This window comes from Streptosporangium longisporum (assembly GCF_039534895.1).
GTDB lineage: Bacteria > Actinomycetota > Actinomycetes > Streptosporangiales > Streptosporangiaceae > Streptosporangium > Streptosporangium longisporum.
Map to the genome: position 1 here is coordinate 1,422,954 of NZ_BAAAWD010000006.1, position 26,127 is coordinate 1,449,080.

The following is a 26,127-nucleotide window of genomic DNA, read 5'->3' on the forward strand; positions in this document are numbered from 1 at the left end:
GGTGGGCGTGCGCCTCGGACGGACGCGCGGGTCCGGGTGCGCGGACGGGCCCGGGTGCGCGGGTCCGGGCGCGCGCGGGTCCGGGTGTACTCGGGTCAGGGTGCCCGGGTCAGGCGTGGGAGGGGACCTGGTCGGGCACCACGGGCGGTTTCAGGTCGCGGGTGGCCCGGTGGAAGAGCCAGTAGCTCACCACCGCGACGACGAGGAAGAGCAGCCGGACCGGGCGGGGGATGTCCAGGACGAGCAGGCCGTCGTTGAGCGAGTGCAGCACGGCCGCCGTCACGAAGGCGGCGACGACGGGAAGGGTCACCACCACGCGCCCGCGCGTCCGCCAGGTCCCGAACGCCACCGCGCAGATCAGGCCGGTCCACACCAGGTGGCTGAACGGGGTGGTCAGGCCGCGCAGGAAGAGGATCGTGCCCGCACCGACCACCCCGCCCTCGCCCGCCACGTTCTTCCAGGCGTAGGCCATCGACTCCATGATCGCGAATCCGGTCGCGCAGGACAGGCCGAGGGCGACCCCGGCCGCCTTGGTCAGGTGGCGGCCGGTGAGGGCGACCGCGAGGGGCGGGACGAGTTTGGCGGACTCCTCGATCCACCCGACCCGCAAAATCGAGACGTCGTCCTTCGGGGAGATGAACAGCGAGTCGAGACAGCCACCGAGCAGGAGGGCGACGCCCCCGCCGAACAGGAACATCCCCATCAGCGTCATGGCCGGCACGCTGACGCCGATCTGGGTCCGGTCGTGGGTGGCGAGCAGGAGGGCGACGGGCCCGGCCGCGGCCCCGTAGAAGAACGCCGCGGGGAGCAACGCCTCGTTCCCGGCGGCCTGCATCACGGCGATGAGTGAGAAGGAAAGAACGATCATGGCGATCCACGCCTTGAACCATCGATGACGGTAGAAGCGTAAGTGGTCTCGCATGACAGGTAGTTCCCCGATCCGTATACCCCGGATTCGGGTGAATTGTCCATGTTTATCTAAATACCGACTCCGCGACGATGACCGCGCCGATGGCCATGAACACCACGGGCACCAGCCACCTGCCCCACCGTTCCACCAGCGCGATGACCCTCTCGTGCGACCCGAGCCAGGACGCCGCCGCGCACCAGACCGCCACGAGCACCGCGAACACCGCGATCGTGACGGCGGTCGCCACCGTCCCGATCGTACGGAACAGCGGGGTGTAGACGGAGATGTTGTCGGCCCCGTTGGCGATGGTCACCCCCGCGATCGAGATCACCCCGGAGGCGACCCGCGGCGCCTCGTCCCCGTCGCTCCGCGCGGCCCTGACCAGCCCGCGCACTCCCAGGCCGAACGGCACCAGGCCGAGCAGTCCCACCCAGCGGTCCGGTACGACGGCCAGCCCGAGCGCGGCCACGGCCGAGACGGCCACCAGGGTCGCGATGCCCGCGTACTGACCGGCGACGATCTGCGCGGGACGGGGAACGCCGCCCGCCCGGGACGTCAGGAAGAGCACCGTCAGGATGACGAGGTCGTCCACGTTGGTGCCTGCGAAGACGGCGACGGCCGTACCGATCGTTGACATCACCGGCGCATTATGTCGCCCGTCCCGGCGACCGGGTCCTCTCACCCCCGTGGGCCGGACACCGTGTGCGTCCGGTCTCCGGTGGCGGGACGTGCGCCGATCGGCGACCGGGTATGTTGCCCTGTGACCGGACGGCGCCGTGGCCACCCTCACGCCATGGGCGTTATGATCACTTTCATCCGCTCTCACCGGCCCCCGGAGACCGCACGTGGGCTTTTCGCCGCAGTACGGCAAGCCCTCCCGGGGCGAGACGGGGCGGGGGCTGGCCGTGATACTCGTTCTGGCCCTCGGCGTGGCCATCGGGGCCGTCGTGACCATGTTCATGGTGCTCAACCCGCCCTCCTCACCCCCGGCCAAGGCTCCGTCGCAGGGCGCCGACCACTCGGAGACCTCGGTCCGCCAGGCCGTGCAGCCCGCGCTCGACGCCTACGGCAGCGGCTCCTACGGTGACTTCTGGGACCTGTGGACCGCGGGGGCACAGCAGCTGATCTCCCGGGAGGAGTACGTGCGGCTGTTCACGCTCTGCCCGCCGATCGTGGCCGACTCCCCGTTCACCATCGCGTCCGTGGCGGTCACCGGCGACACCGCCCTGGTCCAGGCCACCAGGGCCGGTGGCACCACGGAGTTCGGCTTCGTCTTCGAGGGCGGCTCCTGGCGGTACGAACCACCGCGGCAGGAACGCGAGGAGTACCGCAAACCGGTCGACCAGCTCGCCGCGGAACGACGGACCGCCGGATTCTGCGGCACCGCCCTCCCGGATCCCGGGACCGCACCCACCTCCGCCCCCCAGGACCCCGGGACCGCACCCACCTCCGCCCCCCAGGATCCCGGGACCGGGTCCACCTCCGGGCCCACGTCGGGAACCACGTCCGCACCCACGTCGGCGCCTCCGATCGATCCCGGCCAGGGGGTACCCGGCCGGCCCATGGGGTTCCCGCGATGACGGTCCCCTCCAGGCCCGAGCCGACGGACGGGCACGACCGTCTCCGGAACGCCGGGACGGATCACGGATCACGGGACGCGCGGTGCCGGCCTCGGACGTACGTGACACCCGGTCGCGCGGTTCCAAGGCTCGTGGTTCCGAGGCCGCGCGGTTTCGGGGCTCGCGGCTCCAAGGCCACGCTGCTCCGGGGCCGGGCCCAGGACGCGGTGAGGCCGGGAAAAGGCGGAAGGCGATGGGCCGGGCCGATCTCGGAAAGGCCGGGAAAAACGACGGGAGGCCTTGCCGTACCGGCCGTCGGCGTCACGGAGAAGTGCTGTCATGATCGGCGATTCACGGCTACTGTCGAACGCATGGCCCACTCCATGCCGGCCTGGCGAGACGGCACAGGATCGGAAAGACCATCGGCGAATGATCGTGCGACGACCGGACAGGAATCCGGCCCGATCCCGCTCTGGCTGGCCCATCTCCGGCTCGGTGAGGAACGGAAGGCGAACGGCACGACGGCCTCCGAAACCTCTATCACCATAGAGTTGGATAAAGCAGATTATGAGGCGCTTTCCCGTAAGGCACGGCTGACCGGAAGCCGGGTCGCCGACGTGATCCACGCGGCCGTCCAACGAGAGATCGGCAACAAGCCCCACGTGATCACCCTGATGCACCGGTGGAACCTGCACCGCGAGGACCTCGACAGGGCGGCCGGCTCTCTCGGGGTCGATCCGCTCTCCGAGAGGGAGTGGGACCAGATCGGCATTCGCGGCTTCCGGAGGGGCTGAACCATGCTTCCCGGTCGAGTGCTCGACGTGAGCGCCCTGGTCGACATCGCGGTGGCGAAGACCGAGTACTCCAGGAGCGTCGCCGCCATGTGCCTCTTCCGTGGCGGCGGGATATGCGTCCCGGCGACCGGCCTCGCGGCCGTGCTGTCCATCTCCCCCATCTCCACCCAGGTCGAGCTGTTCGAACTCGTCACCACCCCCGGCGTGAGGATCGACGACTTCACCCACGGGAAGGTCGGGGACATCGCGGAGATCCTCGACGGATCGCGCGACGTCACGGCCGGGCACGTGGTCTGGTGCGCCCGGGCCACCAGGTGGCCCATCCTCACCGACCGCGGGTCGGAACTCGTCCAGTACGACCGGCACATCGAGATCGATCCGCTGCCCTGACGACCGATGATCGCGATTTCTTCGGGAAAACGACGGGAAACATCACGTCCGCAGGGTGATTTCCGACCCCGCGGCTCCACACTGGAAGAGTGACATTCGAGACCAGGCGCATCAAGTTAGATATTCCTGATCAATCGGAATACGACCAGGTACGCGATATGCACGGCCACGTCGTCACCCTCTTCGCGTCCACGGAGACCAACGGCGAACGCTCGCTGAAAATCGGCAGCCGGACATTGCTGCTGAGAAAGGTGGGGGTGGACGAGGACGACGAGGGGCCGATGGACGTCTACCGGGCCGAGTCCATCTCCGACCCCTCGTACTGACCGAGATCCCCATCCCGTCGCACCGGCCCCGCACCGTACCGGCCATCGCGCACCGCACCGGCCTCGTACCGTACCGGCCGTCCCGCCACCGCACCGGTCCCGCGCCGGCCCTCTCACGCGAAAGGAGGACTCCCGCGCGACAGCGGCATCCTCGCGCGGAGGGAGTACGGCGCTCCCGACCGGGGAACCTGGTGAGGGAAACACACATCTCTCCCAAGTCCGCCCAGATCAGGCCGTCCAGCACGAGGAGCACCGACCCGATGCGCATCACCTTCGCCACCGAGGCCGCTCCAGGCCGGCGGAACGAGGACTTCGTCGGCACGACACCCGAGGTCTTCGTGCTCCTCGACGGCGCCGGCACCCCGGACGGATCGGGTTGCGGGTGCATCCACGGCGTCGGCTGGTACGTCCGCTCCCTCGGCTCGACCCTTCTGGCGGGCATGGTCCAGGACAACGGAACGCTCACGGAGATCCTGGGAAACGGCATCAAGGCCGTCGCGTCCCTCCACGACTTCGTCTGCGACCTGACCCACCCCGGTTCGCCGTCGGCCACGGTGGTCATGGTCCGCCGTACCGGCGACGAGCTGGAGTACCTCGTCCTGGCCGACTCCGTGCTCGTCCTGGACCTGGTCGGCGAGGCCGAGCCGACGGTCGTCTGCGACGACCGGGAGGCGCTGGTCGGCAGGACGCACCGGTCGGTCCTGGACACGCTCGCCCACGGAAGCCCCGACCACGTCACCGCGCACCGCGAGTACGTGGAGACCATGCGCGGCCACCGCAACCGCGAGGGCGGCTTCTGGGTCGCCGCCGTCGATCCGCTCACCGCCGAGCGGTCGCTCACCGGCACGCTCCCGGCCGACCGGGTACGCGCGATCGCCCTGCTGAGCGACGGCGCCTCCCGGCTGGTGGACCGGTTCGGCCTGGCCACCTGGCGCGAGGTCCTCGACACCCTGGAGGGGCCCGGTCCCGGCGAGCTGATCCACCGCGTCCGCGAGGCCGAACGCACCGACCCCCTGGGGTCCCGCTGGCCCCGGACGAAGATCCACGACGACGCGACGGCCGCCTACTGCCTGTTCGGCTGACCGTCGGCCCGCGCGGGCGCCCCGGCCCCTTCGAACCGCCCCGGCCCGCTCGAACCCTTCGGACCCGTTCGAACCGTCCCGCCCCTTCGGACCGTCCGGGCTCGTTCGGACGATCACGGCCCGTCCGGTGGGGGAGGTCTTGACGGGTGGCGCGGACGGTGGAGACTGATGCGGTGTTCAAGACGCTGTGTCCCCAGGACTACAACGAGGTGCTCCACGTCGGGCACTACTTCCGCACCGGTGTGCCGGTGGTGATGGACCTGACCGGGGTGCCGGACGGTGAGGCCAAGCAGTTCGTCGACTTCGCCGCCGGCCTGGTGTTCGGCAGGGGCGGGGACATGGACCGCCTGTCGCCCAAGGTGTTCCTGCTGATGCCCCGCGGGATGGCGCGGCGACCGCCGGCCCCCGAGCCGTCGGCGGCCCCGCCCCCGGACGTCACCGGGACGCCGTAGCGGGTGCCCCGACGGCGACGCCGCCCGCCTCACCCGGGAAAGGGACGAGGCCGACGGCGTTCGGAGCGGTGCGATCGCCCCTAGAGGATGCCGATGTTGCCGTAGTCGAGGAGCATCCCGCTTCCCAGTCCGTCCCCGATCCCGCTCCCCACTCCGTCCCCGATTCCGTTTCCCGCTTCGTTTCCGATTCCGATCCCCAGCCCGTCCCAGGGGTCGCAGGGGGACGTCGTCGCGTGAGCCGGACCTGCGGCCAGCAGCGGCGCGGCCAGGACGGCGCCGAGAGCGATCAACCCGGCGGCGATCGTGGTGCGGTTCATCGCGGTCTTCTCCTTCGGACGAGGGCGGCCCGTTGCGGGTCGCCTCCCCATTGCTGTGGGCACTCATACGACTACCTGGAGCGGCCCTGTTCAACTCGGGGAACCATCCGGACAGGCGACCGGGTTCGGGGCACTTCCGCAGCTGTCCGGCCCGGACCGGGAGGGGAGGCGGCTTCCGCTATGTGCCGAACACGCGTTCCCGTTCGGGCCGCCCTCCGCCGGGAGGAACCGGCCCGACCCCGGAGGGTGCGGTCGATCCGGTCGGCGACGTGGTTAGCCCCCATCTCCTGCCATCGGCCGGAGAACCTGGAGCCCTACCTTTCTCGTACCCCCGCGGGCCCGGCCGTCGGAGGCACGGGTGCCTACTTGAGGTGCGCGATCTGGACGAGGTTGCCGCAGGTGTCGTCCAGGACCGCGGTGGTGACCGGGCCCATGTCCAGCGGTTCCTGGGTGAAGCGCACCCCGAGTCCGCGCAGCCTTTCGAACTCGGCGTGCACGTCGTCCACGGCGAAGGAGGTGACCGGGATGCCGTCCTCGACCAGCGCCGTCTTGAACGGCCTCACCGCAGGGTGGTCGCTGGGCTCCAGCACCAGTTCGGTCCCGTCGGGGTCGTCCGGTGAGACGACGGTCAGCCACCGGTGCTCGCCCAGCGGGACCTCGGTCTTCTTCACGAAGCCCAGTACGTCGGTGTAGAAGCGCAGGGCCTTGTCCTGGTCGTCGACGAAGACGCTGGACAGATGGATCCTCATGAGGTGCCTTCCGGTGTGCCCGGCCTGAGCCACCGGTTCACGATGTGCTCAAGCGGTTCGGTGTTCAGGTCGTGGAACTTGTAGCGGCCCTGGCGTCGCGAACGGACCAGGCCTGCGGATTCCAGTACCGCCAGGTGCTGACTGATCGCCTGACGGGTCAGGCTCAGGCCGTGCTTGCTCACCAGCCGTGTGCAGATCTCGAAGAGGGTCTGACCGTCCCGCTCCACCAGCTCGTCGAGGATGTGCCGGCGGGTGGGATCGGACAGCGCCTTGAAAAGGTCTTCCGCCACACCCCCAGCATAGGCAAGTCACCACTTGCCTAACAAGAGGTGAGTGGAAACTTGCCTGTCGTGTTCGTCGGGCCCGGCGGGAGGAGCGGCCCGGCGGGAGGAGCGGCCCGGCGGGAGGAGCGGCCCGGCGGGAGGAGCGGCCCGCCGGGAGGAACGGCCCCGCCGGGAGGAACGGCCCCGCGATGAGGCCGAGGACGACCTCCGGGACGCGTCCCGGCGACGTGACGGGCAGCCGGACCTCGCGCGGACCACGCCTCAGCCGTGGGTACGGCGGCGGAACAGCCAGACGGCGAAGGTGAACGAGCAGACCAGCAGGCCGACGCACCAGGCGAGCGCGACCTGGCCGGTGCCGCCGATCGGGGTCCCGGTCAGCAGGCCCCGGACGGTCTCGATCACCGGGGTGATCGGCTGGTTCTCGCTCACCGCGTGCAGGAACGACGGCATGGTGTGCGTCGGCACGAACGCGCTGCTGAGATAGGGCAGGAACAGCATGAGGAAGCTCAGCGTGCTGGCCGACTCGACGGACTTGGCGATAACGCCGAGTCCTGCCGCCAGCCAGGACAGCGCGAGCACGTAGAGCAGGAGCAGGCCGGCCGCCAGCGTCCAGTCGGCGACCGTCGCGTCGGGACGGAAGCCCATGACGACGGCGGCGCCGACGACCACGGTGGTGGACAGCAGGTTCCGTGCGACGCTGGCGACGACGTGCCCGGTCAGGACGGCCGAGCTGCGGATCGGCAGCGAGCGCAGCCGGTCGACCATGCCGCTGGTCATGTCGTGCGCGACGGACATCGCGGTGGCCGAGGCACCGTAGCCGGTGCACAGCAGGATGATGCCGGGCACGACGTAGTTGATGTACTCGGTGCCGGTGTTGATGGCCCCGCCGAAGACGTTGACGAACAGCGCCATCATTAGCAGCGGCAGGACGATCGACATGACCAGCGTGTCGACGTTGCGACGGCTGAGCCGGACACTACGGCCGATCATGGTCAGGGAGTCGCTCACGGCGTTGCGGGCGCCGCCGTGCACGGTGATGACGGTCATGGTGGTGGTCCTTTCGGGAGCCGGTCAGACCTGGGCGGGGGTCCGGCCGGTGGCGGTCAGGGAGAGGAAGACGTCGTCCAGCGTCGGCCGGTGCGAGGACACCGTGACGGGCGGCACGCCCGCGATCCGCAGGTCGTCCAGCACCCGGTGCAGGTGCTCGGCGCTGCCGTCGGACGGGACGCCCAGCACGAGCGGGTCGGTACCGCGCGGCACGTCGAACAGCGTGGCGGCACGGGCCACGTCGGTCTCGGCGGAGAACCGCAGGTCGAGCCGGTCCCCGCCCACCTGGGACTTCAGCGCGTCGGCCGTACCGGACGCGACGACCCTGCCACCGTTGATCAGCACGATCCGGTCGGCCAGCCGGTCCGCCTCCTCCAGGTACTGCGTGGTGAGGACGATCGTCGTCCCCGACGCGACCATGTCCTTGATGGCGTCCCACATCGTCGTCCGGCTGGACGGGTCGAGACCGGTGGTCGGCTCGTCGAGGAAGATCACCTTCGGCTGCGAGACCAGGCTCATCGCCAGGTCCAGCCGACGGCGCATCCCGCCGGAGTAGGTCTTGACCCGCCGGTTCATGGCGTCCACCAGCTCGAACCGCTCCAGGAGCTCCGTGGCGCGGCGGCGGGCGGTGGGGGCACCCAGGTGCATCAACCGGCCGATCATGACCAGGTTCTCCCGGCCGGTCTGCTGGTCGTCCACGGCCGCGGACTGGCCGGTCAGGCTGATGACGCCGCGCACCCCGGTCGCCTCATGCACGACGTCGTACCCGGCGATCCGCACGCTGCCGCGGTCGGGCCGCAGGAGCGTGGTCAGGATGCGGACGATGGTGGTCTTCCCCGCGCCGTTCGGGCCCAGCAGCGCGAAGACCGTGCCCTCCTCGACGTGCAGGTCCACCCCGTTCAGGACCTGGGTGGATCCGAAGGCCTTGTGCAGGCCGGTCGCCTCGACGATCACTCTCACTCCTCGGGTACGGTGAAGTTATTGCGTATCTCATACGCCTAAAAGCGTAGAGCATACGCATAGGAGAGTGGAAGGGTGTTCCTAAACTGTTCCCGTGCTCGTGACGAGAGGGACCGGATGACCGACGACATCGAACTGTCCGCCGAGGTGACCCTGCTGTGGGGGCTGCGCGAGACGGTGCGGCGGGGACGCAGGCCGTCCCTCACGATCGCCGACATCACCCGGGCCGCGGTCGAGGTGGCGGACGCCGAAGGGCTGGCCGCGGTGTCGATGTCCAGGATCGCCGCCCAGCTCGGCAACTCCACGATGGCGCTGTACCGCTACGTGAAGAGCAAGGACGAACTGCTCCTGCTGATGGCGGACGCGGCCCTGGACGACCCCCCGGACCTGCCGGACGACGTGGACTGGCGGACCGGGCTGACCCTGTGGGTCCAGGGTGCGCTGACGGTGCTGCGCCGGCACCCCTGGGCCGCGCAGATCCCGATCAGTGCGCCGCCGATGGGACCCAACAACCTCTGGTGGTTCGACCGCGCGCTGCGCGCGCTCGGCGGCACCGGTCTGGGGGAGGAGGACAAGGTCGGGATCGTGATGGGCCTGCTGACCTTCCTGCACGGCGAGCTCCGGCTGAGCCTCGACCTGTCCGCGGGCTACACGGACAACCCCGAGGCCTTCAGCCGTCAGTACGGCGCGGCACTCGCCCGCGTGGTGGACGCGCGGCGGTTCCCCGCGCTGAGCAGGGCGATCGCCTCCGGGGTCTTCGAGGGCGAGATCCCCTACGACGAGGAGACCGAGAGGGCGTTCGCGCTGGGCCTCTACCTCGACGGCGTGGCGGCGTTCATCGAGCACAGGACCGCCGGGCGGTAGTGACACAGGCACCGCCACCCGGATCCGGACGTGACGCTCGCGGGGCGGTGACGCTCGCGAGGCGGTGACGCTCGCGGGGCGGTGAGGTCGCACGGCGTCACCGCCCCGTGAAGGTCATGCCTTCCGGACGGGTCCGTGACGGCTGGTCACCGGGAAGTACGCGGCGGTTCAAGGGCTCGTAGGGGTATGTGCCGCCGGGTGCACGCCTTTTAACTGGGCTGCGTCCTCTCCCCGATCCGCGCTCGCTCACCGGGCCGCGTCCCCGTACCGGAGCGCGTCCCTTCACCGATCGTCGGCCCTTCACCGGAGCCCGTCCCTTCGCCGGGGTGCGCTCGCCGATTCGCCGGGCCGCGTCCTCGAAGGTCGCGCTCGCCGACCAGAACGGAGCAGTCATGCCCGGACCCCTCACCGGAAAAGTCGCCCTCGTCACCGGTGGATCACGCGGCATCGGTGCCGCCACCGCCCACGCCCTCGCCGAGGCCGGCGCCGACGTCGCCATCAGCTACCTCGGTTCGGCCGACAGGGCGCAGGGGATCGCCGGTGACCTCAAGGCCATCGGGGTCCGTACCGGCGCCTACCGTGCCGACCAGGGGGACGTCGACCAGGTCGCCGCTCTGATCGGTGACGTCGTCGCCGACTTCGGGCACCTCGACATCCTGGTGAACAACGCCGGTACTCCCGCGGGCGGCCTGATCGACGACCCCTCCACCGACCACGGCACCCTCGACCGGCAGTTCACCGTCAACGCCGGTGGCGTACTGGCCACGATCCGCGCCGCCGCCACGGTCCTGCGCGCCGACGGCCGCATCATCACCGTCGGCTCGGTGCTGGCCGCCCGCGCCGGTTACCAGGGCGTCGCCGACTACGCCGCGGCCAAGGCCGCGGTCACCGCCTACAGCAAGGCCGCCGCCCGCGACCTGGCACCCCGCGGGATCACGGTCAACGTCGTCCAGCCCGGTTCGATCGAGACGGACATGAACCCCGCCGACGGCCCCTACTCCGACGCCCAGCGCGCCGCCAACGCCATGGGACGCTACGGCCGTCCCGAAGAGGTCGCCGCGGGCATCGCCTTCCTCGCAGGCCCCGGCGCCTCCTTCATCACCGGCGCCGTGCTGGACATCGACGGTGGCTACCTCGCCTGAGGTCCGGACGCCTCACCGGTCACGCCTTGCCGGTCACGGGTCACGGGTCACGGTGAGGTTCGGCGCGGTCCGGTGTGATCCGGCGCGGTGCGGTGTGGAGGACATCGGGAGGCCGGTCTCACCGGTCCTCGCGGCGATCACTATGGTGACGTCCCATGGACGTACAGGGGTCTGTCATCTCGTTCGCCCTGATAGTGGGACTTCTCACGATCACGCCCGGCCTGGACACGGCCCTGATCCTGCGCACCTCGCTTCTCGCCGGCAGGAGGTCGGCCTGGGCCGTGGTCCTCGGCATCCAGGCCGGCACGCTCCTGTGGGGTCTTCTGACGGCCGCAGGCCTGTCCGCCCTCCTCGCGACCTCCCGCCTCGCCTACGAGACGCTGCGCTGGGCGGGTGTCGCCTACCTGCTGTGGATGGGGGGCCAGATGCTCTGGCAGAGCCGAAAAGGTCATGCGGGCGACGCGACGGCACCCGAACCCCGGGCCGACGGGTGGTGGCAGGCCTTCCGCCGCGGCCTGCTGACCAACGCGCTCAACCCGAAGGTGGGCGCGTTCTACGTCGCGATGCTCCCCCAGTTCATCCCGGACGACGTGCCCCACGCCGCGATGGGCGTCCTGCTGGCGAGCGTCCATGTGGCCGAGGGGCTGGTGTGGAGCGTCCTGCTCATCGGGTTCGCCGGCCTGGTACGCGACTGGTTGCGCAGGCCGTCGATCAAACGTGGCCTGGACCGGCTCACGGGCGTCATCGTGATCGGATTCGGTCTGCGGCTGGCGACGCAGCAGTCCTGATCAAACCGGCCGTGGACGGCGAGGCGGTCATGATCGGACCGGCCGTGGACGGCAAGACGATCGTGATCGGACCGGCCGTGGACGGCAAGACGGTCGTGATCGAGCCCGGCCCGCGAACGGCGAGGCGGTCGTAATCGAGCCCGGTCCGCGAACGGCGAGGCGACGCTCCTGACCGGGCCCGGCCCCAGGGTCGGCGGACCGGAGCCCGCCGTGCGCGCCGCCCTCCGCCGGTTCCTCACCGACCGGACGACCGCCCGCCGACGCGGGCCGTCGCTTTCACCCGGTCTGCCCGAAAGTCCCTTTCCGGAGTCGTTTGAATACCTATGATCAACTCCGGGCGGTACCGGACGGCACCGCCATCGCCTTCAGAAAGGGGCACGAAGCCCTTGTCTCGCAATCTCATCCTCACCCTGTGCCTGGGTGCCGCGGTCGCCGTCGGTTCGGCTCCCGCGGCCCTGGCCGACCAGCGGCACGACCTGGACACGGCCGCCTCGTGGCACCGGCCGGCCGACCTCGTCGTCCCCGGTGACGACTTCCACCCCGAGAGCGTCGCGGCGACGCGGGAGGGAACGGTGTTCGCCGCCAGCATCGTGACCGGCGAGATCGTCCGGTTCCCCGCCGGATCCACCACCGCCCAGACGTTCGTCCCGGCCGACGTGAACCTCGGGACCGCCGGGGTGCTCGCCGACGACGACCGCGGCGTCCTGTGGGCGTGCGCGATCGACCTGTCGTTCCAGACCCCCACCCTCCTGCAGGCGTTCGACCTGTCGTCCGGGGCCCTGAAGGCCGCGTACACCCTGCCGGACGGCGGCGTCTGCGCCGACATCACCCTGGCCAGGAACGCCGTCTACATCACCGACACGACCAACCCGACGGCCACCCCGCAGCCGCCCGGTCGCATCCTCAAGCTGACGACGCCCAGCCCGAGGAAGGCGACCGGGGGCACGCTGTCGGTGTGGTCGAAGGACCCCGCCCTCACGAACGGGGCCGGACTGCAGATCAACGGCATCGCCTTCGACGGCGCGCGCTCGTTCTACACGACCAACTACAACAGCGGAGAGCTGATCAAGGTCGGCGTCGCCGCCGACGGATCGGCGCTTCCGGCCGAGGTCATCGACCTGGGCAGGCGGTTCGTCACCCCGGACGGCATCCGGATGCTCGACCGCAACCGGCTGCTGGTCACGGAGAACCCGGGGCCGCTGAACGTGGTCGACGTGCGCGCCCGCACCGTGAAGGCGGTGAACGCCACCCTCGACCAGCCCAGCTCCGTGGTGAAGGCCCGGCACGGGATCTACGTGGCCGAGGGTCAGATCCCGCGGCTCCAGACCGGTCAGCAGCCGAACCTCCCGTTCACGCTGCGCTGGCTGCCGACGCCGTAGTCGGCGGCAGGGTGTCGCGTGGACCGCAGCAACACGGAGGCACCGCCGCCGGGCCACCGGGAGTTCCTCCCCGGTGAGCCCTGACTCCTGAACCGCATGATCGTTCATGCGCCGAAGAGGCTCCGGAGCCACCGGGGCCTCTTCTGCTTTCCCGGGCCCGGTTCCGGGTCCGAGCCCGGGTCCGGTTCCGGTTCCGGGCCCGGCTCGCGGCGTGGTGCCGTCCGTCGAGGTGAGGGCTACATCCGTGTCCGCGCGTACTCGTGCAGCGCGTCGCGGACGAACGCCGCCCCCTCGACGCCGTCGTATCTGGCGGCGAAGCGGGGATCGCCGGCGTACATGCGACCTCGCCCCGGTAGAGGTCGTTCGCCGGTCGGTTCCCTGTGACGGAGTGCCGTGGCGGCGATCCCCGGCTCCCGGTTCAGCGGCCGGTCGGCCCCCTGTGACGGAGCGCCGTGGCGATGATCTCCGAGCTGTCGGCGTGCAGGGCCTGTGCCGCCGTCCGTCCCGTCACCGCCAGGTAGGTGTCGACCAGCCTGTTGCCGGCGGCGTAACCGGCCCCGGTCGGCAGGCCCACCGGGGTGGCGCCGAAACGCTCCGCGCTGGCGTCGCCGTGCACCCAGGCCGTGAAGTTCTCCATGCCGGTCACACCGAGACCGGACACCACCTTGTCGAAGACCGCCTCGTCACGCAGGTGCGGCACGCCGATGCGGGTGTGACCGAGTTCGTCACCGTAGATCCCGCGGGCGAACGCGTCGGCCAGGCCCTCCGAGACCACGTGCTCGCCGACCGTGACGGTCATCGGGTTCCACACCACCCCACCGGGACCGTAGCGCAGGTTGTGGTTGAGCTCGTGGACGGCGGTGGCCTCCAGCCGTTCCACGTTCTCCGGGAAGGGCCACAACGTGATCATGATGTAGCCCGAGAACCCGCCGTTCCCGGTCACCCCCAGGCAGGGGCCCATGAAGTGGGCGTCCTCGGGATCGCCGAGCACGAACAGCACGGTGATGTCCGGGACCTCCAGCCCCGGCGTCGCCGCCGACTGCAGGGCGAGGGCGTCGTCGAGGGCACGCCGCATCCGTTCCCACGCCCCGGCCTCCGCCAGCGTCTCGAGCGCGTCGAGGCAGCGCTCCTCGTCGCGGTCCAGGGGGAATCCGGACGCCATCCGGTGCATCGCCGCCAGGTCGACGTCCCCGGGGAAGTAGCGGTACATGCCCCTGACGGGCTCCAGCATCGAGCACAGCAGGGCGACGCGGTCCGCGGCCGGGGCCCGCAGGATCCGCTTCATGGCGGAGTAGGTGTCGAGAACGGTGATGGTCATGCGCCGACGCTAAAGGGTGACGTAACGGCAGGGTCAACCGAACGGACGGCACGACCGGGCGGGTGCCGGTCGGGGCGGGCCGCTCGCGCCCGAGGGCGGGAACGCCTGCCGTGCCGGCCGTACGCGACACCTCATATGGTTCTCGAATGACCAGAGACCTCCGGTTGGCCCCCGTCACCGCTGACAACATCGAGGCCGCCATCGCGGTGAAGGTCCGTCCCGACCAGGAGCGCTTCGTCTCACCGGTGGTGAGGTCGCTGGCCGAGGCCTACGTCCATCCCACGACGGCCTGGCCGCGCCTCGTCCTCGACGGCGACCGTCCCGTGGGCTTCCTGATGGCCTTCCTGGACATCGACTGGGACGGTGAGGGCGTGGACTTCCGGTCCGGCCTGTGGCGCCTCAACGTGGCCTCCGACGCGCAGGGACGCGGCGTCGGCCGCTTCGCCGTCGAGTCGGTGGCCACCGAGATCAGGCACCGCGGCGGCACGAAGATGTACGTCACGTGGGAGCCGGGAGAGGACGGCCCCGAGGGCTTCTACCGGAGGCTCGGGTTCCGGCTCACCGGGGAGAAGAGCGAGGGCGAGACGGTCGGGGTGCTGGACCTGACGCCTGTACCCTCCTGACATCCTGCTCGGCATCCTGCTCGCGCACCGGCCGGATCTCGGCCGTCCGCGCACGAACGGGCCCGGCCGCCGGGTGATGTGGCCGCCTTGTCGAGGAGGGGTCACGGCCGGGCGGTGTGCCCCTCCAGCACCGAGCGGACCGTCGTGGCCGGGCGCCGGAGAAGATTTTCAAGGTCCGGTCCGGTGGTGGAGAACTCCCCCCGGCGTGACGCGTGGAACATGCCGAGCAGCATGTTCGCGCGGTCCGCGGGCACACCGTGGCCGATCATCGTGGCCGTCCACTCCGCGTCGTCGGCGACGACGCGGCGGACGGTGCGTCCGGTGAGCTCGGTGAGAATGCCGGCGACGTCCGCGAGGTCGAGCGCTTCCGGCGCGGTCAGCGGCGGGGTCGGGCCGTCGAACCGGCCCTCGTCGGCGAGGATGATCGCCGCGGCTTCGGCGAGGTCGGCGTGCGCGGTCCAGGAGACGGGCCCGTCGGCCGGCGCGACGAGCTCACCGGTCTCCATCGCCCGGCCGAGCAGGTGCGGGACGGTGGCGGCATAGAACCCGTTCCGCAGGAACGTGAACGGCGTGCCCGTCTTCGACAGGTAGCGCTCGGTGGCGGCGTGGTCGGTCATCGGCGCGAAGACCGAGTCCTCGGCGGCACCCTGGTGGCCGGTGTAGAGGATGCGCCCGGCACCGGCGTCACGGGCGGCGTCGATCGCCGCGACGTGCTGGGCGACCGCCTCCTCGCCCGCCTGGTCGGTCGAGACGATGAGCACCTGCGTCGCACCCTCGAACGCGTCGGCGAGGGAGCCGGGGTCGGTGAAGTCGCCGCGCCGCACCCGTACCCCACGTGCGGCCAGACCGGCGGCGCGATCGGGGTCGCGGACGCTCACACCGACCCGGTCCGCCGGGACCCTGTCGAGGAGCCGGTCGACGATCTGGGACCCGAGCAGGCCGGTACCACCGGTAATGACGATCATGATCTGCCTCCTCTTGATAACGATGGAACGATTATTAAGCTATCACTGTTATCAACGACGATAGCAAGAGGGCGTTATCATCGGAAACATGGCAGAGACGAGGCCGGACAGCGCCGGCAGGTCCAGGACGCGAGCCAACATCGTGGAGTGCGCGGCCCGGCTCCTGCGCGAGCACGGCGCGGCCGCGGTCACCACCCGCGCGGTCGCGCAGGCGGCCGGCATGCAGGCGCCGACCATCTACCGGTTCTTCGAGGACAAGGACGCGTTGCTCGACGCCGTCGCCGAGCACGTCCTCGCCACCTACGTCGCCGGCAAGACGCTCGCCGAGGACGGCGGCGACCCGGTCGCGGATCTCCGGGCGGCGTGGGACACGCACATCGGCTTCGGCCTCGCCAACGCGGCGCTGTTCGGTCTCCTCACCGACCCGGGCCGCGGGGCTCGTTCACCGGCGGCGGCCGCCGGCCTGGAGGTTCTGCGCGGCCGGGTACGCCGCGTCGCGGCGATCGGCCGGCTCAGGGTCCCGGAGAGGCGCGCCGTCGAACTCATCCACGCCGCCGGCACCGGCGCCGTGCTCACCCTGCTCGCCACCCCGCCGGAACACCGGGACCTCTCCCTCGCCGACGCGATGTACGAGGCGATGACGCGATCGATCCTCACCGACGTACCGGCGCTTCCCGCGGACGACGCGACCGCGGCCGCCATCGCGTTCCGTGCCGTCGTACCGGAGCTGACGATGCTCACCGACGCCGAACGCACCCTGCTGTCGGAGTGGCTGGACCGGGTCGGCGACGCCCCCGGCACCCCTGGCACCTCGGCCACCCCCGACGCCTCGGCCACTCACGACGACTCGTCCGGTTCCGGCTGAGACCGCGACGCCTTCCCGTCGAGGAGACCGTCCACGGCGCCGCGGACACGGCTCCCGACGCGTACCGACGACCGCCGGCACGCACGGCCGCCGTTCCAACCGAGACACAAGTGGACCACCAGCGGGTCCTGTGATGCTCCGCGAGGTAAGCAAAAACGCATCGCAGGAGACACGCATATGAGGAAGAAGAAGGCCTTGTCCGCCGCGGCGGCCGCCCTGACGGCCCTGGCGGCCATGGGTGTGGCGGCTCCCGCACCCGCGTCCGCCGCGGCCGTGAGGGTCGAGGTCGTAGGTGCCCACGCCGGGACGGTGCGCGAGTGGATCGACCCGTTCACCTGCCCGACGAACACGGTGCTCACCGGCCGCGCGCACTACGGCGACGAGAACGCGCCCACCACCTACTACTGCAGCTTCATCCTCATCGACGGCGAGCAGGCCCAGGTGCACATCGGCGAGTGGACCTCCCGCAAGAAGGAGAACAGCTCCGACTACAGCGCCCCCGACCACCACGCGGTCGTCGGCAGATGGCACGAAGGCGACGAGAACGGCTACACGAGGTACCGCCACGCCACCGTCTTCTGGCGGGGCCGGCAGGTGCTGCTGGCCGACGGGGACGTCACCGCCGGGTACAGGGAGAGCAACCACACCTGGCAGGCGGGCGAGAACAAGGTCATGACCGGTCGTCTGCACAGGGGGGACGAGAACGGCACGACCAACTACCGGTTCGCCACCGTGGCCGTCCCGGCCTGACCCCACCGACCACCGCCCACCTCGAAGCGGCGGTGATCCTCTGACCATCGCGCCGGGCGGCGCGACCGGCCGGACCCGAAGTGGCCGTCGTCCTTCGCACCCCGGGAACACCCGGCCGGACTCTCTCCGAACCTTCGCCGCCTTGCGCGTGAGCGCACCCCGAAAGGAACCGAAGACAATGAGAACGTACGGCAAGGCCCTGTCCGTCGTCGCCGTGGCCGCCGCCCTGTCGGCCACCACCATGGCCTCTCCCGCCTCGGCGGAGGTGACGATCAAGATGGAACGCATCTACAGCCAGACCGTGTGGGAGGACGGCTTCCAGTTCACCTGCCCGCCGAACCAGGTGATCACCGGCCGTTCCCACTACGGCGACGAGAACAAGCCGACCACCTACCACTGCAGCCGGATTCTGATCAACGGCGAGCAGGTCCAGACGCACGCCGGAGACTGGACCGCCCCTCAGCGGGAGAGCAGGTCCGACTTCAGCGCCCCTGACAACCAGGTGGTCGTCGGCAGGTGGCACGACGACGACGAGAACGGCGACACGAGGTACCGCACCGCCGCCCTGTACTGGCAGGGACGACAGGTGATGCTGATCAACGGGGACGGCACCGGTGCGTACACGGAGAGCAGCCACACCTGGCTGGCGGATAACGGCAAGGTCATGACCGGTCGTGCCCACTACGGGGACGAGAACGGCAAGACCTGGTACCGGTTCGCCACCGTGTCGTTCGCGGGCTGATCTCCCCCGTAGGCCGGCCGTCCGGACCCTGGCGAGACCGGGCCGGGACGGCCGGATCGAAGGGGTACGGGGACCCGAAGCACCGTGGCTCCACCACGACGAAGGCCCGCCAGGTGATCCACCTGGCGGGCCTGGAGCGAGCGTGACGCCCGGTCCACGCACCGTATCCGCGGAGACGGCGAAGATCGCCGCCCGCACGACCGGTGATGCGCCGACCGTACGATCGATCATGCATCGAAGAGGCTCCGGACTCCGGGGCCTCTTCCGCCTTTCCGAAGCGACCGTGCGGGTGTGATCGACGTCATTCCGCGCATGTCCCGCAGGCTCCCCGATCCCCGATCACCATGGCTCGTGCCGCTTCCCGCCGGTGAGAGCTTTTCCTTCCCACCTCTTGACCCGCTCCCCAGGCTCTCCGAGACCATGTCGATCATGTGGTTCTTCCGCTTCCTCGCCATCGGGCTCCTCGGCGGGACCGTGATGATCCCGATCCTGCACTCCCCGCGGGGCGACGGATTCGAGCATCTGCGCCTGGACGCGATCATGAGCCTGGAACTCGGCTGGTTTCTCACGGTCCCGATCTCACTGGTGGCCGGAGCCCTGTGGGTCGGTTTTTTCCGCAGGCGGTCCCGCCCGGCGCCTCCGGGCTTCGTCCTGGGAGGGGTCACCGTCACGTTCGGAGCCCTGGTCCTGTCGCAGGCGATGGCCGCGTCACGCTGGCTCAACGGCTCACCCGACGGGGTCGGCGATCCGGACGGCGAATACGTCATGGTGGCGTTCGCCGAGCTGTCGAGTGTGGTGGCCCTGCTCGTCGGCGCGGCGATCCTGATCGACCGGGGCGTCACCGTCCGGCATTCGCGGAAGGCGGTCGCCCCTGCCCCTACGAGCCGCTGATCGATGGAGAACACCGCGAAAGCGAGCGGTTCGAACTCCTGACATCCTGCTGGTAAATCGGTTCGATCTCGGATCGTACGGCTCGCGAGCTGGTCGAGAGACTCCCGGCGAGGACCGTGCCACTCCCTGTTGATCGATCTTGATCGCCCAACGGTCGTCCTGGGCCACATCCATGCGGACACCAGATCGGCTTCGTGCGGACACGGCGTTGCGAGTCCAAACAGCACCCTGAATGATGTGTCACCACACGGACGAAGGCGGCACGGTGGACTTCACGGTCACATACGAACCCACTCCCGACGAAGTGGCACGAGCACTCGAACAAGGCGTCAGACAGCAACTGAGGACCACCTATCTGATCCTGCCGTTGGTCCTGGTCGCGTCAGGGCTCATCTGCATCCTGGTCGACGCCACGTACACGGGTACCCTCATGCTCGTGCTGGCGGTCGTCTTCCCGTTCGTGCTGAACTGGTCGATTCGACGCACCGGCAAGCGGCAGCTCACCTACCTCTGCGTACCGACCACCATCCGGTTGACCGACGACGGATACGAGGCCCGAAGCGATCACTTCACCTCCGCCACGCAATGGTCGCTGTTCGGACGGATCGTCACCGGTCCCGAGTTCTGGCTGTTCTTCGTGAACAAGCAGTTCACGGGCTTCCTGTCCCGACGCGCCTTCAACGGCGAGCAACAGGCCGAGTTCGACGCCTTCCTGGCCTCCAGGCAGAGCGCGAGGGTTACCTGATCTTCCCTCGTCGTCTCCTGTTCCACTCTCCCGATGGCTCCCCAGCACCGTATCCCGGCTCACCGTTAGCGGACCGACGTAGGCTCCGAACCGAGCACGGTGGCGATCACGCTTCCCAGGCCGACGCCGCCGTGCCGGTCATTGTCTGGCGGCACCTTCGGGCCAGATCACCACCACCCGCACACCGCGGCGCCGAGCATCCGTCACGGCACCCGCCGTCCCGCCCGCATCCACAGGCGACTCGCCATCCCACACCGCTACAAGCTCATCGACCGAGCTCAGCATCGCCTCATTGGCCGCGACGTACGCCTCCCGGCCGGCGTGATCGAAGTCCATGACACGGACCCGGGCGGCCTTGCTCAGCAACCGGTCGAACTGCTCCGCGTGATCCGGCTTGACCTTGGCCTCCCGGTAGTCCCGCGACGGCAGGACGACTTCGAGCATGCCACCGGCTTCCAGGACGGCCTCGGCAAACAGGCTGTCGGCTCCACGGGCGATGCAGGACACTCCTGTAACGTCATCGGCCGCTTTGGCCAAGTGTGAGCGAAGCGCATCGGACACGAGGCGAGTCGTATCCGGGGCCAGGTTCATGTGGCCGGTCACACCGATACGCACCATCAGCGTCTCCTGATCGACGGCGATCTTCTCAGCGCGTCAGTGTCTCCTGGATTTGCTCGCTCAGGCCAGCCATCGCAGGGTCTCGCCGCGTGGCGATCTCCGCGTGCAGCTCGCACAGCTGGACGCGGACTCGATCGGACCGCACCTGACCGGCCGTATCCGCGGCGACGCTTCCCACTACAACCGCCTCGTCCAGGTTGCCGTTACGCAGGTGCGCTTGGGCGAGTCCGATCTGATCGAGGGCGAGGCTGCGTATGCTCGTCCGTCTGCGGAGTTCCAGCGCTCGGCCGATGTGGGTCACGGCGACGACCGCATGCTGACTACTGCGGCGTGACATCTCCAGGTAACGGCCCCCGGTGACACCGGCGAGCTCGGCCGCGTCGAAGTAGGTGATCCAGTCGGGATCGGGATCGTCTTCGCGGATCGCGCCGAACGCATCCTCGGCCGCGTCCGTCGCCCGCCGGAACGCCTCGGGCCTGCCGAGGGCGGCATAGGCCCACGCCTCACGGGTGTGCAGCATGGCCCGCAGTCTGGGGGTGCCAATCACCTGAACCCCGTCCAGCGCCAGGCGGACCAGCTCCAGCGCGTCATACGGCCGGTCGAGGTAGAGCAGCTGGCGGGCCATGCTCGCCAGAACGCTGGCCCCGAACGGCCTGTCCTTGGCGGGCTTGGACGCCTGCAATGCCAGGACGTAGTACTTCTGCGCCGCGGTCTGCATGCCGCAATCCCAGCTCATCGTGGCGGCGATCTTCGCAAGCTCGGCCATCACATGGAACAGCCGCACCGTGATGTCCCGTGGATGTGAATCTCGCAGCAGGTCGGCGACCTCATTGAGCTGACCGATCACCGCCTTGCGCGCGAGACCTCCGCCTTGGGAGTCGTCCCATGTCCTGAAGACATCCGCGGTTCTCTCAAGCCGGGCCACTTCGTCGACGCCGATGCGGCCCGTCTGAGGGACAGTGGGAAGGTCGTCCGGAGTCTTGGCGAGCCAGTGCTGAGCGGGGTCGATGAGCGGAAGTCCCACCGTGATGGAAAGCGCTCTGATGGCTTGGCGGCGGTCAAGCATTAGATCACTTCTGCTGAAGTCGTAAACGGCGCTTGCTGTGGATCGCGGTTCCCATACCCAGGGGAGGCTCGGTTCAGCCACCACGACACCAACCAACTCGTCGCTCTCGGCAACAACCGGAAGCACAGGCGCCGAGGCGTCGAACAGAGCAATCTCGTCAAGATCGAAGATTCGGGCATACAGCTTCGGATACGGATCTTTCGGCCGGTGCTTACCTGTTTCCCAGTTCTTGATATTACGGACGATGCTCTCACGTGCAGGAAGACGGCTCCGTGTCTCCTCGCTGGCTGCCCCCGCCAACTCTTTGGCCATGTCCCGGTGAGACCATCCGCGGTTGCGCCGTTCCTCCCGCAATCGAACGGCCCAGAGGGGAGTCTCGCCGGTCATTGGCGCACCTTTTCAGACCAGGGGAAAGGGGCTCTTTCCCTTAGCTTCCCTCACTCTCACCTGGTCGCGCGTGCTTTTACAGCGGTCTCATGAGGTGACTGTCCAAAAAGGCGGAGCCCGTCACCGGTAGCTGACACCGAGACGGGCCCCTTGATCAGGAAGCGAGTCCTGACCCGTGCACAACCCTAGTGCTCCCGTTCTCGACCGGCCTGCGGTGGCCGGCTGCCACTGCTTCGCCGACGTACCGCCCCTGCCGATGGGGTGCGCCGCCTGCGGGCACGCCCCCTACGCGCACGGCTGCCCCGGCCAGGCCGCCGACCACGAGTACCTTCAGCCGTCCGCCGGGCTGATGGACGAGCGTCTCGACGCGCGCCGCCGACTCGGCCTCGGCCGGACCCTGCCCACGTTCGAGCCCGGCCGCGAGGCCATCGCGCGGCCGACGCTCGTTCCCGCGCCTCGCCGGGCCGAGCCCGAGGCGGCACCGTCGCGCACCCGGCCCGCCGGCCGCACCGACCTCCGCCGCCCGGCCTCCGGCGGCGCCCGCCCGCACCGGCCGGTCGAGACGCGCGCCGACCGCGCGCTCCGCCTGGCCCTCGCCCGCGACCCCCTCGCCCGGCGACGAGCCCGCGCCGCGGCCCTCACACTCCCCCCGGCCGGTGCCGGCACCCCGCCCCCGCGCCCCGGGGAGCCACTCGACCGGCCACCGCTCACCCTGCTACCGTTCCCGCCCGGGCATCAGCACCTGATCCTCCGGCCGGGGCATGCCGTCGCCCTCGGCCGGAGCCACCTCCTGGACACCATCCCACCCCGACGGTACGAGCCCTCCCGGCAGGGAGCCGCGGCATGAACGCGACCCTGTCCCAGGACGGCACCCCCATGAGCAGGCGCGGCGGCGGTCATGCTTCCCAGGCGGACGCCGCCGCGCCGTCGACCGTCGCCCAGGCCGCGGCGCAGCGGTTCGCCGCTCGACGCCGCGCCGAGGAGCTGTCCATCGAGCTGGCCCGTCACGGCATCTCGGCCGACGTCCACGAGCTCGCCTCCGGCCGGGCCGCGGTGTCGATCTACTACGGGCTGGTGGCCTTCACCGACGGCCAGGAGATCCGGTGGACCTCCCCGAAGCCCTCCCGCCGGGGCAGGCCGGTGGACGTCGCGGAGGCGACGATGGCCGCCGCGGTCGACCGGCTCGTCCACGACTACCGGATCCTGCGCTCCCGCCCGCTCAACGACATGCTGGGCCGCGAACTGCCGCTGCTGGCCGACGTCCTGGTGGCCGATCATGTCGTCCCGCGATGACGCCCTGGCGGCGCGAACCGCCCGGCAGGTACAGAAGCACGCGCCGACCTACCTGGTCTTCTGGAGCCTGCGCAACCAGCGCTTCGAGGCGTGGGAGCTCACCGACCCGGCCCGCTGCCGCATCGTCCACGCCGCCGGCGCCGGTGAACTGTGGGACCTGATGCAGCAGGTCAACCTCGACCTGTGGCGGACCCGGCCTCACGGCGATCAGCCGCCCACACCCGTTGCGGCCGATCACCCGGATCCGTCACTTCCGGTGACCCTCCTTCGCGGAGGAACCTGTCGGCCACGCCCCGGCCGACGATTCGGCACGGGTCCCGCGCCGGATCGCCGAGCACCACACCGAACCGGGAACGGCTCCATGAACAGCGTGGCGGTAAGATGACCGGCCTGTCGTACCGTCACGCCTTCCATTCCCGCAGGCGGAGGCGCGCAGCCGGCCGGGTCACCCGCGGGGTGAGTGCGGTGCCCTCCTCCAGGGGTGGCGGGGGCACCGCGCACCTCTCACTCGTCGCTGCCCCAGGACTTGAGCATTGTCCGGCGTACCGAACAGTGAGTATGAGCCGGGAACCGCTGACGGCAATCGGTTCACCGAGCACCGCGCGTTGAAGATGGTGGGAGCGGCGGTGTTCACCGGGCCGAGGCGGAGGACAGGTACATTCGCAGTCGGACACGGGAGCTTGCGTCGATGCGGTTGATGGTGAACTCATCGCACAGGCGGCTCATCAGCCACAGTCCGAACCCGCGGACCGCCCCTGAGCGGGGGCACTCACGGGGAGCGTGCTCGGCACGCAGGCGTCCGGCGTCGTCGACGATATCGACGGTCAGCGCCTGGGTGTCGTATCGGACGATCAGGGTGCCGGTTGCGCCGCCGTGCTCCAGCACGTTGATGACGGCTTCGTGGGCGGCCAGCACCAGGTCGATACGCCGCATCCCGACCAGTCCGGCCCGGCCGGCGTGATGATGCAGGTACCGGCGTAAACCGACCAGGTCTTTACTGATCGGCCAGCGGTAACACTGCTGATCGTGCATGTTCGCCCCTCTTTTCGTGAAGGCCGTCTGCGACTTCACCGGGGGCTATCAACGTGCCCGTCAGAACCAGATGACTATCGATGAACGACTTAAATATAGATACCCTCCTGAATCGGTATAACCATCACCCTCGTGGGAGCGCCGCAGGCAGGCTGCCGGAGGGAGGTGCGGCTTCGCTCCATCGCACCGGGATGAGAACCCTTCACAGGGCATGGGGCGAGGTGCGCAGCAGGGCCAGGGCATCGGCGCGGGTGGGCTGGAAGGTGAAGTAGGAGTTCAGCCCGGTCATCACGAAAATCCGCTCGATCGCAGGGGGCAGGTCGCTCAGGACGATGATGCCGCCACGGTCGGTGATCAAGGTGCGCAACATCAGGAAGATCCTGATTCCGGTGGAGTCGCAGAAGGTCAGACTGCCCACGTCCAGCACCAGATGGCGATGACCGCCCTCCAGCAGCTCCAGGACCCTGTAGCGCAGGTGCTCGGTGTTGGTGTAGTCCAGCTCACCACCCAACACCACGATCAGGACGTCGGGCAGGGTGGGATCGAGGTGGGAGTCGAGCCGGACGGCAGAGGTCATCGGGAGGCCTTCGGTGAAGGAGCGGGAACGGGGGAGACCTTTGAAGCCAGGCCGGTGATGGTGTCGATCAGGAGCTTGCAGGGCCTCGGGGAGTCGGTGTCGGGGCTGGGGCCGGTTTGGGAGCCGGCTTCGTCCTCTCGGGGAGAAGGGGGTGGGGCTCGTGCGGTCGCAGGGCGCTTACCGCCGCGGGCAGGGTCAGGCGAATCTCGAAGTGATCCACCATGCGGGTCAGCTCGAACAGGCGACGTGCACGCCCCTGCGGGGGAAGGACCACCACCAGGCGCCCCTGGCGTTGCTGGACCTTCTGGCGGATCTCCACCAGCGCACCCACCCCGGCCGAGGCGATGAACGTCACCTGGGTGAGGTCGACGACCATCAACACCTCCTCGAAGGTCAGCAGCGCCTCATCGAGCCTCACCGCCACGTTCGGGACCGTCACCGCGTCCAGTTCACCGGCCAGGCGAAGCACCCGTACCGGCCCCACCCGCCAGCTCTGCACCTGCGGTACGTTCTCATCACCTGCCATGACGCCACCTCCCTGCGGTCGCGCACCGTGCCGGCAGAGCTATTGTCCCGGTTATTGCATGTAGCGTCCATTTCGCGGGCACCGCATGGCGAACCAACGGCACATCGGACCTGCGGGCCGGAGCGAACCAGGCCGAAGGGACCGGCGGACAGTGGCCATCGCCAAGAACGATCACGGCGCTGTACTCGATCAGACGGTCGCGCGGACGGCCGGGCTGCCGGTGATCGAGCTGCACGAGGCGCGGCACACGGCATGGAGGCGGGACTCGCTGTGAAGGTGGTCCCGGTGCGGCTCGGCCACTCGACGACGACCATCGCCCGGGACCTCCACCGGCCTGTTCGGCGAGCCGTCCCGGACGACGCGGCGGAGAAAGTAGTGGCGCTCATCCCCGGCTCGAAGGCCCCGAAAGAGGCACGATCATGGCGGGGTGTTCCCGTTCTGTTCCCATCGGAGCGGTCCGGCCATCTTCACCGGACCCGGCTTCCGACGTTTCCCCTGACAGGCGGAGAGCGTGGGATTCGAACCCACGAGACCGGTCACCCGGCCTAGCGGTTTTCAAGAGGGCTGCGTTCCAGGAGAATAAGGCGGCTCTGAGCAGGGCAGGAACCTTCCTCATGGTATCGTCCATCGAAGATCATCCCGCGCATATCCCACGCGCCCGGTTCGCTATCTTGACGATGTGTCGA

At 69.6% G+C, this 26,127-nt stretch carries 35 protein-coding genes; 21 read left to right on the top strand and 14 right to left on the bottom strand.

What is annotated here, in order from left to right; genetic code table 11:
- Nucleotides 1-109: 109 nt before the first annotated feature.
- A complete protein-coding gene (locus ABD832_RS10565) occupies nt 110-922 on the bottom strand; it encodes a PrsW family glutamic-type intramembrane protease (protein WP_344891967.1) in 813 nt (270 codons plus the stop codon).
- Between the two features lie 52 nt (nt 923-974).
- Entirely contained in the window at nt 975-1,547 is a 573-nt protein-coding gene (locus ABD832_RS10570) for a cadmium resistance transporter (protein ID WP_344893423.1), read from the bottom strand.
- 208 nt (nt 1,548-1,755) lie between these two features.
- Between ABD832_RS10570 and ABD832_RS10575 the strand changes: the two genes are divergently transcribed.
- The 6 genes from ABD832_RS10575 (at nt 1,756) to ABD832_RS10600 (ending at nt 5,513) form a co-directional block, all read left to right on the top strand.
- A complete protein-coding gene (locus ABD832_RS10575) occupies nt 1,756-2,490 on the top strand; it encodes a hypothetical protein (protein WP_344891970.1) in 735 nt (244 codons plus the stop codon).
- Between the two features lie 350 nt (nt 2,491-2,840).
- Entirely contained in the window at nt 2,841-3,263 is a 423-nt protein-coding gene (locus tag ABD832_RS10580; RefSeq protein WP_344891973.1) for a hypothetical protein, read from the top strand.
- A 3-nt stretch (nt 3,264-3,266) separates the two neighbouring features.
- Nucleotides 3,267-3,653 carry a hypothetical protein gene (locus tag ABD832_RS10585; RefSeq protein WP_344891976.1) on the top strand — a complete coding sequence of 129 codons (387 nt, stop codon included), beginning with the start codon at nt 3,267-3,269 and terminating at the stop codon, nt 3,651-3,653.
- Nucleotides 3,654-3,811: 158 nt separating this feature from the next.
- Nucleotides 3,812-3,979: a hypothetical protein gene (locus ABD832_RS10590; protein ID WP_344891979.1), complete on the top strand. Its 168-nt coding sequence runs from the start codon at nt 3,812-3,814 to the stop codon at nt 3,977-3,979.
- A 191-nt stretch (nt 3,980-4,170) separates the two neighbouring features.
- A complete protein-coding gene (locus ABD832_RS10595; protein ID WP_344891982.1) occupies nt 4,171-5,061 on the top strand; it encodes a protein phosphatase 2C domain-containing protein in 891 nt (296 codons plus the stop codon).
- A gap of 173 nt (nt 5,062-5,234) precedes the next feature.
- Nucleotides 5,235-5,513, top strand: coding sequence for a cell division protein SepF (locus tag ABD832_RS10600; protein ID WP_344891985.1), 279 nt, complete (start codon nt 5,235-5,237; stop codon nt 5,511-5,513).
- An 80-nt stretch (nt 5,514-5,593) separates the two neighbouring features.
- Here ABD832_RS10600 and ABD832_RS10605 read toward each other — a convergent pair whose 3' ends face one another.
- The 5 genes from ABD832_RS10605 to ABD832_RS10625 all read right to left on the bottom strand — a co-directional run bounded on the left by ABD832_RS10605 (nt 5,594) and on the right by ABD832_RS10625 (nt 8,870).
- On the bottom strand, nt 5,594-5,830 hold the full coding sequence (locus ABD832_RS10605) for a hypothetical protein (RefSeq protein ID WP_344891988.1): 237 nt from the start codon (nt 5,828-5,830) through the stop codon (nt 5,594-5,596).
- A gap of 362 nt (nt 5,831-6,192) precedes the next feature.
- The gene (locus ABD832_RS10610; RefSeq protein WP_344891991.1) at nt 6,193-6,579 is read right to left on the bottom strand and encodes a VOC family protein; all 387 of its coding nucleotides are present in this window, start codon (nt 6,577-6,579) and stop codon (nt 6,193-6,195) included.
- Nucleotides 6,576-6,869, bottom strand: a complete 294-nt coding sequence (locus ABD832_RS10615; protein ID WP_344891994.1) for an ArsR/SmtB family transcription factor — start codon at nt 6,867-6,869, stop codon at nt 6,576-6,578. Before ABD832_RS10615 ends, ABD832_RS10610 begins: the two co-directional genes overlap by 4 nt.
- Nucleotides 6,870-7,124: 255 nt before the next feature.
- Nucleotides 7,125-7,910 carry an ABC transporter permease gene (locus ABD832_RS10620; protein ID WP_344891997.1) on the bottom strand — a complete coding sequence of 262 codons (786 nt, stop codon included), beginning with the start codon at nt 7,908-7,910 and terminating at the stop codon, nt 7,125-7,127.
- Nucleotides 7,911-7,934: 24 nt separating this feature from the next.
- Nucleotides 7,935-8,870, bottom strand: coding sequence for an ATP-binding cassette domain-containing protein (locus ABD832_RS10625; RefSeq protein ID WP_413224911.1), 936 nt, complete (start codon nt 8,868-8,870; stop codon nt 7,935-7,937).
- Nucleotides 8,871-8,987: 117 nt separating this feature from the next.
- Here ABD832_RS10625 and ABD832_RS10630 point away from each other — a divergent pair, with 117 nt between their 5' ends.
- The 5 genes from ABD832_RS10630 to ABD832_RS10650 all read left to right on the top strand — a co-directional run bounded on the left by ABD832_RS10630 (nt 8,988) and on the right by ABD832_RS10650 (nt 13,043).
- A complete protein-coding gene (locus ABD832_RS10630; protein WP_344892003.1) occupies nt 8,988-9,734 on the top strand; it encodes a TetR/AcrR family transcriptional regulator in 747 nt (248 codons plus the stop codon).
- A 392-nt stretch (nt 9,735-10,126) separates the two neighbouring features.
- The gene (locus ABD832_RS10635) at nt 10,127-10,876 is read left to right on the top strand and encodes an SDR family NAD(P)-dependent oxidoreductase (RefSeq protein ID WP_344892006.1); all 750 of its coding nucleotides are present in this window, start codon (nt 10,127-10,129) and stop codon (nt 10,874-10,876) included.
- 155 nt (nt 10,877-11,031) lie between these two features.
- Nucleotides 11,032-11,664, top strand: coding sequence for a LysE family translocator (locus tag ABD832_RS10640; protein WP_344892009.1), 633 nt, complete (start codon nt 11,032-11,034; stop codon nt 11,662-11,664).
- 11 nt (nt 11,665-11,675) lie between these two features.
- Nucleotides 11,676-11,798 (top strand): hypothetical protein, encoded by a 123-nt coding sequence (locus ABD832_RS10645; RefSeq protein WP_344892012.1) that lies wholly within the window; start codon nt 11,676-11,678, stop codon nt 11,796-11,798.
- A gap of 252 nt (nt 11,799-12,050) precedes the next feature.
- The gene (locus ABD832_RS10650; RefSeq protein WP_344892015.1) at nt 12,051-13,043 is read left to right on the top strand and encodes an SMP-30/gluconolactonase/LRE family protein; all 993 of its coding nucleotides are present in this window, start codon (nt 12,051-12,053) and stop codon (nt 13,041-13,043) included.
- Nucleotides 13,044-13,461: 418 nt separating this feature from the next.
- Here the strand turns inward: ABD832_RS10650 and ABD832_RS10655 are convergent, their stop codons facing one another.
- The gene (locus ABD832_RS10655; protein WP_344892018.1) at nt 13,462-14,361 is read right to left on the bottom strand and encodes a DUF2268 domain-containing putative Zn-dependent protease; all 900 of its coding nucleotides are present in this window, start codon (nt 14,359-14,361) and stop codon (nt 13,462-13,464) included.
- Nucleotides 14,362-14,507: 146 nt separating this feature from the next.
- Between ABD832_RS10655 and ABD832_RS10660 the strand changes: the two genes are divergently transcribed.
- Entirely contained in the window at nt 14,508-14,984 is a 477-nt protein-coding gene (locus ABD832_RS10660) for a GNAT family N-acetyltransferase (protein ID WP_344892021.1), read from the top strand.
- A gap of 101 nt (nt 14,985-15,085) precedes the next feature.
- On the opposite strand, the gene ABD832_RS10665 is transcribed toward ABD832_RS10660, so the two are convergent.
- The gene (locus tag ABD832_RS10665) at nt 15,086-15,949 is read right to left on the bottom strand and encodes an NmrA family NAD(P)-binding protein (protein WP_344892024.1); all 864 of its coding nucleotides are present in this window, start codon (nt 15,947-15,949) and stop codon (nt 15,086-15,088) included.
- 88 nt (nt 15,950-16,037) lie between these two features.
- On the opposite strand from ABD832_RS10665, the gene ABD832_RS10670 reads away from it, so the two are divergent.
- The 5 genes from ABD832_RS10670 (at nt 16,038) to ABD832_RS10690 (ending at nt 19,942) form a co-directional block, all read left to right on the top strand.
- Nucleotides 16,038-16,814 (top strand): TetR/AcrR family transcriptional regulator, encoded by a 777-nt coding sequence (locus ABD832_RS10670; RefSeq protein WP_344892027.1) that lies wholly within the window; start codon nt 16,038-16,040, stop codon nt 16,812-16,814.
- A 177-nt stretch (nt 16,815-16,991) separates the two neighbouring features.
- Nucleotides 16,992-17,564 (top strand): hypothetical protein, encoded by a 573-nt coding sequence (locus tag ABD832_RS10675; RefSeq protein WP_344892030.1) that lies wholly within the window; start codon nt 16,992-16,994, stop codon nt 17,562-17,564.
- Between the two features lie 178 nt (nt 17,565-17,742).
- The gene (locus tag ABD832_RS10680) at nt 17,743-18,306 is read left to right on the top strand and encodes a hypothetical protein (RefSeq protein ID WP_344892033.1); all 564 of its coding nucleotides are present in this window, start codon (nt 17,743-17,745) and stop codon (nt 18,304-18,306) included.
- Between the two features lie 429 nt (nt 18,307-18,735).
- Nucleotides 18,736-19,197, top strand: coding sequence for a hypothetical protein (locus ABD832_RS10685; RefSeq protein ID WP_344892036.1), 462 nt, complete (start codon nt 18,736-18,738; stop codon nt 19,195-19,197).
- 265 nt (nt 19,198-19,462) lie between these two features.
- Nucleotides 19,463-19,942, top strand: a complete 480-nt coding sequence (locus ABD832_RS10690; RefSeq protein ID WP_344892039.1) for a YcxB family protein — start codon at nt 19,463-19,465, stop codon at nt 19,940-19,942.
- Nucleotides 19,943-20,080: 138 nt separating this feature from the next.
- On the opposite strand, the gene ABD832_RS10695 is transcribed toward ABD832_RS10690, so the two are convergent.
- Nucleotides 20,081-20,560, bottom strand: a complete 480-nt coding sequence (locus ABD832_RS10695) for a hypothetical protein (protein ID WP_344892042.1) — start codon at nt 20,558-20,560, stop codon at nt 20,081-20,083.
- Nucleotides 20,561-20,588: 28 nt separating this feature from the next.
- Entirely contained in the window at nt 20,589-22,013 is a 1,425-nt protein-coding gene (locus tag ABD832_RS10700) for an NsdA family TPR-like regulatory protein (RefSeq protein WP_344892045.1), read from the bottom strand.
- A 175-nt stretch (nt 22,014-22,188) separates the two neighbouring features.
- Here ABD832_RS10700 and ABD832_RS10705 point away from each other — a divergent pair, with 175 nt between their 5' ends.
- Genes ABD832_RS10705 through ABD832_RS10715 form a run of 3 tightly spaced genes read left to right on the top strand, consistent with a single transcriptional unit; the run spans nt 22,189 to nt 23,691 of the window.
- Complete coding sequence (locus ABD832_RS10705) at nt 22,189-22,860, top strand: hypothetical protein (protein WP_344892048.1); 672 nt, start codon at nt 22,189-22,191, stop codon at nt 22,858-22,860.
- Nucleotides 22,857-23,306, top strand: a complete 450-nt coding sequence (locus ABD832_RS10710) for a hypothetical protein (RefSeq protein WP_344892051.1) — start codon at nt 22,857-22,859, stop codon at nt 23,304-23,306. Before ABD832_RS10705 ends, ABD832_RS10710 begins: the two co-directional genes overlap by 4 nt.
- On the top strand, nt 23,290-23,691 hold the full coding sequence (locus ABD832_RS10715; protein ID WP_344892054.1) for a hypothetical protein: 402 nt from the start codon (nt 23,290-23,292) through the stop codon (nt 23,689-23,691). The genes ABD832_RS10710 and ABD832_RS10715 overlap by 17 nt, the downstream gene beginning before the upstream one ends.
- A gap of 245 nt (nt 23,692-23,936) precedes the next feature.
- On the opposite strand, the gene ABD832_RS10720 is transcribed toward ABD832_RS10715, so the two are convergent.
- The 3 genes from ABD832_RS10720 to ABD832_RS10730 all read right to left on the bottom strand — a co-directional run bounded on the left by ABD832_RS10720 (nt 23,937) and on the right by ABD832_RS10730 (nt 25,441).
- Nucleotides 23,937-24,338 carry an ATP-binding protein gene (locus tag ABD832_RS10720; protein WP_344892057.1) on the bottom strand — a complete coding sequence of 134 codons (402 nt, stop codon included), beginning with the start codon at nt 24,336-24,338 and terminating at the stop codon, nt 23,937-23,939.
- A 202-nt stretch (nt 24,339-24,540) separates the two neighbouring features.
- A complete protein-coding gene (locus tag ABD832_RS10725) occupies nt 24,541-24,915 on the bottom strand; it encodes an STAS domain-containing protein (protein WP_344892060.1) in 375 nt (124 codons plus the stop codon).
- Nucleotides 24,916-24,982: 67 nt separating this feature from the next.
- Nucleotides 24,983-25,441: an STAS domain-containing protein gene (locus ABD832_RS10730; RefSeq protein ID WP_344892063.1), complete on the bottom strand. Its 459-nt coding sequence runs from the start codon at nt 25,439-25,441 to the stop codon at nt 24,983-24,985.
- A gap of 151 nt (nt 25,442-25,592) precedes the next feature.
- On the opposite strand from ABD832_RS10730, the gene ABD832_RS10735 reads away from it, so the two are divergent.
- Complete coding sequence (locus ABD832_RS10735; RefSeq protein WP_344892066.1) at nt 25,593-25,715, top strand: hypothetical protein; 123 nt, start codon at nt 25,593-25,595, stop codon at nt 25,713-25,715.
- The last annotated feature ends 412 nt before the right edge of the window (nt 25,716-26,127 follow it).